At 73.6% G+C, this 4,143-nt stretch carries 4 protein-coding genes; all 4 read right to left on the reverse strand.

All coding sequences use genetic code 11. The features are described 5' to 3' along the window. Nucleotides 1-69 precede the first annotated feature (69 nt). Entirely contained in the window at nt 70-1,173 is a 1,104-nt protein-coding gene (locus tag G7A99_RS16345; RefSeq protein WP_163142091.1) for a glycosyltransferase, read from the reverse strand. Then, on the reverse strand, nt 1,170-1,940 hold the full coding sequence (locus G7A99_RS16350; RefSeq protein WP_163142094.1) for a polysaccharide deacetylase family protein: 771 nt from the start codon (nt 1,938-1,940) through the stop codon (nt 1,170-1,172). The genes G7A99_RS16345 and G7A99_RS16350 overlap by 4 nt, the downstream gene beginning before the upstream one ends. Nucleotides 1,941-1,993: 53 nt before the next feature. Next, the gene (gene hldE / locus G7A99_RS16355) at nt 1,994-3,412 is read right to left on the reverse strand and encodes a bifunctional D-glycero-beta-D-manno-heptose-7-phosphate kinase/D-glycero-beta-D-manno-heptose 1-phosphate adenylyltransferase HldE (protein WP_163142097.1); all 1,419 of its coding nucleotides are present in this window, start codon (nt 3,410-3,412) and stop codon (nt 1,994-1,996) included. Next, nucleotides 3,412-4,143: lipid A biosynthesis lauroyl acyltransferase (locus G7A99_RS16360; RefSeq protein WP_163142100.1), on the reverse strand; the 732-nt coding region annotated here is incomplete at its 5' end. The genes hldE and G7A99_RS16360, both read right to left, overlap by 1 nt.

A 4,143-nucleotide genomic window follows, 5' to 3' on the forward strand; every position in this document is an offset into this window, starting at 1 on the left:
CGGGGATGAGCCCGGAGGCCATGACGATGTCGCCCAGCGCGGACAGCCGGATGACGAGTATGCGCCGCATCAGCCCCGCCCCCCGGCGCCGCGGTGCAGGGTGTCATAGAGACGGACGTAGGCCTCGACGACCGCGGCCTCGCCGTGGGCCCGGGTCAGCTCGGCGTGGCCCGCCGCCACCATCGCCGCGCGCGCGTCGGCGTCCAGTGCCAGCGCCCGCTCCAGGGCCGCCGCCAGCGCCGGCGGGTCCTCGCGGGGGACCAGCAGCGCGTTGTCACCGTCCCGGGCGATCTCGGTGGCCCCCGGCGTGCGCGTGCTCACCACCGGCAGGCCGTGGTTCCAGCCCTCCAGGATGACGTTGCCGAGGGTCTCGTGGCGCGATGGGCAGACCAGCACGTCGGCCAGCCCGAACCAGGGCTCCGGGTCGTCCAGCCAGCCCGGCCAGTGCACCCGTCCCGCGACCCCCAGCTCCTCGGCGAGGGCGTGCAGCTCGCCGGCCAGCGGCCCGTCGCCGACGATGACCAGCCGCAGCGGCCGGCCGTCGCGGTCCTCCCCGGGCATCCGCGCGAAGGCGCGCAGGAGATCGTCCATGCCCTTGATGCCGATGAACCGCCCCAGGGCGAACAGCACCCGGGCCGACGGCGGCAGGCCGGCCTCCTCGCGCAGGCCCGCCAGCGCCGCGTCGGTGACCGTCCGTGGCGGCGGCACGAAGTTGCCGATGTGGAAGACCCGTTCCCGCGGCAGGCCCTCACCGACCAGGTAGTCGCACACGCCCCGGGTGTTCCCCACCCAGGCGTCGCAGTGGCGATAGTAGCCGTCGAGCTTGTAGTACCCGCCGAGGCGGGCGATGTGCGCCCCACCGCTGCGCCGGGGCACACGGGTCAGCCGTGTCGCCCGGCCCATGTAGCTCTGCACCGCCACCGGGCGCTCGCGCCGCACCAGCGCACGCAGGCGCAGCACGGTGGCGATGTCCCACTTGTTGGCGAACGGCAGGTGATACTGGCGCACCGGGAGCCCGGCCGGCGTGGCGGCGAGTGCCTCCGCCACCGGGCTGCCGGGGCGGTTGACGGCCACGGTCTCGTGGCCGGCGGCGGCGAGCGCCTGGATCAGGCGCACGTAGAAACGGTCCGCGCCTCCGAACTGGCGGCTTCCGAGGACGTGGAGACTCTTCATGCCGCGCGCGCCGTGCCTCCGCGGTCCTTGCGCGCGTGCTTGGCGTGCAGCTTCCAGAGGTAGCCGAGCAGGTTGTCGCCGTAGGAGATCGCCTTGCGCGGGATCTCCAGGGGGTTGTCGGCGGTGTTGGCCGCGCCGCGGATGCAGGTCAGGCCGCTGGCGTAGCCGGCCTCCGCCACCAGGTCCCGGCTGCGGGCGTCGTAGTCGCCGTAGGGATAGCAGAAGTGGCGCACCTCCGCCCCGAGGATGTCCTCCAGGCGCGCCTTGCTGTCGACGATCTCGCGGCGCTGCTCGGCCTCCTCCAGCCGGGAGAGCCGCGGGTGGCTGAGGGTGTGCGAACCGAAGGTCACGCCCTCGGCGTGGAGCGCGCGCACCGTGTCGGCGTCCATCAGCGCGGCCCGGGTCTGGCCGTCGCCCAGCCACTCGGCGCGTCCGCCGATCCGGTCGGCCACCAGGAAGACCGTCGCCGGGAAGCCGTGGCGCCGCAGGATGGGCCAGGCGTGCTCGCGGAAGTTCTCGTAGCCGTCGTCGAAGGTCAGCACCACCGCGCGCGGCGGCAGCGGCGTGTCACCGAACAGGCCGTCGAGCAGGCGGTCCAGGCCGATGACGTGATAGCCGAAACGCCGCAGCCAGGCCATCTGCGCGCCAAAGCGTCGCACGTGGCAGTAGCCGGCACGATGGGACGCGGGCGAGGCGAACGGCCCCACCTGGTGGTACATCAGCACGGAGACCGGCGGCGCGGCGGAAGGGATCGATGATCGGCTCATGACTCGTCAGCGGCGAAGCGACCACGGCAACGCAGTGTAGCAAATCGCCCCCGCTACCGCCCCAGCCGCGTCACGATATCGGTGGTGGAATAGCCCTCGAGGAGCGGCAGGATCCGGACATCCCCGCCGCGGGCGAGCACCGACTCGTGGCCGGCGATGTCCTCGACGCGGTAGTCCCCGCCCTTGACCAGGACGTCCGGCGCAACCGCCTCGATGAGCCGGGCCGGGGTGTCCTCGGCGAAGGGCACCACCCAGTCCACCGCGGCCAGGCCGGCGAGCACCGCCATGCGGTGCGCCAGGGGATTGACCGGGCGGCCGTCGCCCTTGAGACGCCGGACCGAGTCGTCGTCGTTAACCGCGACGATGAGCCGGTCGCCCAGTGCCGCCGCGGCCTCCAGGTAGGCGACGTGGCCGGGGTGGAGGATGTCGAAGCAGCCGTTGGTCATCACCAGCCGCTGCCCCTGGGCCCGCGCCTCGCGGACGCCGGCGAGCAGGTCCGGCTCGTCGAGCACGCCGTCGGCGGTGTGCACCGGCGCCCAGTGGCGGACCGCGGCGTGGAGCTCGGCGGGCGTGACGGTGGCGGTGCCGAGCTTGCCCACGACCACGCCGGCGGCCAGGTTCGCGAGTGCCGCGGCATGGGCCAGGGACTCGCCGGCAGCCACCGCCGCGGCGAGCACGGCGATCACCGTATCCCCCGCGCCGGTCACGTCGAACACCTCGTGGGCCTGGGCGGGGATGTGCACCGGCTCACCGTCCCGGGACAGCAGGGTCATACCCTCCTCCCCCCGGGTGAGCAGCAGCGCCTCGATGTCGAGCTCGCGCAGCAGGCCACGGCCTCGCGCCACCAGGGTCGCCTCGTCGCCGCAATGGCCGACGATGCGCTCGAACTCCGGGCGGTTGGGGGTGATCACGGTGGCCCCGGCGTAGGCCTCGAGATCCGGGCGTTTCGGGTCGACCAGCACCGGACAGCCGGCGGCGCGGGCGGCTCGGATCAGCGGCTGCGGATCACGCAGCGCGCCCTTGGCGTAGTCGGAGAGGACCACCGCGCGGACACCGTCCAGCGCCCCGGCAATCTCATCGGCGGCCAGCGGGGCCGACGCGGCGGCGCCGTCCTCGAAATCCAGCCGGATCATCTGCTGGTGCTGGCTGATCACGCGCAGCTTGGTCGTGGTGCGCGCGCCGGCGCGCCGCACCCAGTGGCGCTCGACGCCGGCGCCGGCGAGGCAGCCATCCAGGGCCGCGGCCGCCTCATCCTCGCCCACCGGCGCGGTGAGCCGCGCCCGGCAGCCCAGCGCCGCGAGCCCGAGGGCCACGTTCGCGGCGCCGCCCGGACGGTCGTCGCTGGCCCCGATGCGCACCACCGGCACCGGGGCCTCCGGCGATATCCGGCCGGTATCGCCGTGCCAGTAACGGTCCAGCATCACGTCCCCGGCCACCAGCAGGGTGACGTCGCCGAAATCGGGTATCCGCATCACTTGCCCTTCCTGCGCCGCTTGCCCCGCCCCCGATAGGGGCTCGGCCCGCCGTCGGGCCGGGTCTTGAACCGCCGGTGCACCCAGTAGTACTGCGCCGGGCGCTGCCGGACCTCCGCCTCCAGCCGGGCGTTGAGCCGCTCGGCGTCGGCGGTGTCGTCACCGCTCGGGAACCCCTCCAGCGGAGGGCCGAGCTTCACCACGTAGCCGCTGCCGTCCTCGCGCGCCACACCGTAGCAGGGGATCACCACCGCGCCGGAGAGCCGTGCCAGACGCGAGGTCATCGTGATCGTCGCGGCGGGCACGCCGAAGAACGGCGCGAACACCGCGTGCCGACGGCCGTAGTCCTGGTCCGGCGGGTACCAGACCACCCGCCGCTCACGCAGCGCCCGCACCATGGCGCGCATGTCGCCGCGGTCGAAGGCATGCTCGAAGTGCCGTCGCCGGCTCTCGCGCATGAAGTGCTCGATGACCGCGTTCCGGTTCTCGCGGTAGATCGCCTGGAAACCGAACCACCGGCTCATGATTCGCCCGGAGATGTCCAGCGGCGTGAAGTGCGCACTGACCAGGATCACGCCGTGGCCTTCGGCCTGCGCGCGTGCCACGTGTTCGGCCCCCTCCACGGTGCCGAGCCGGGCGATACGCGACTCTGCGCCCCACCACGCCAGCGCGACCTCCACCAGTCCGCGTCCTGTATAGCACAGGTTCCGGCGGGCGAGATCGCGCCGCTG

It is taken from the genome of Arhodomonas sp. KWT (assembly GCF_010993615.1).

Coding starts and splice junctions, on each gene's coding strand:
- G7A99_RS16345 (WP_163142091.1), bottom strand. CDS start 1,173: ATGAAGAGTCTCCACGTCCTCGGAAGCCGCCAGTTCGGAGGCGCGGAC.
- G7A99_RS16350 (WP_163142094.1), bottom strand. CDS start 1,940: ATGAGCCGATCATCGATCCCTTCCGCCGCGCCGCCGGTCTCCGTGCTG.
- hldE (WP_163142097.1), bottom strand. CDS start 3,412: ATGCGGATACCCGATTTCGGCGACGTCACCCTGCTGGTGGCCGGGGAC.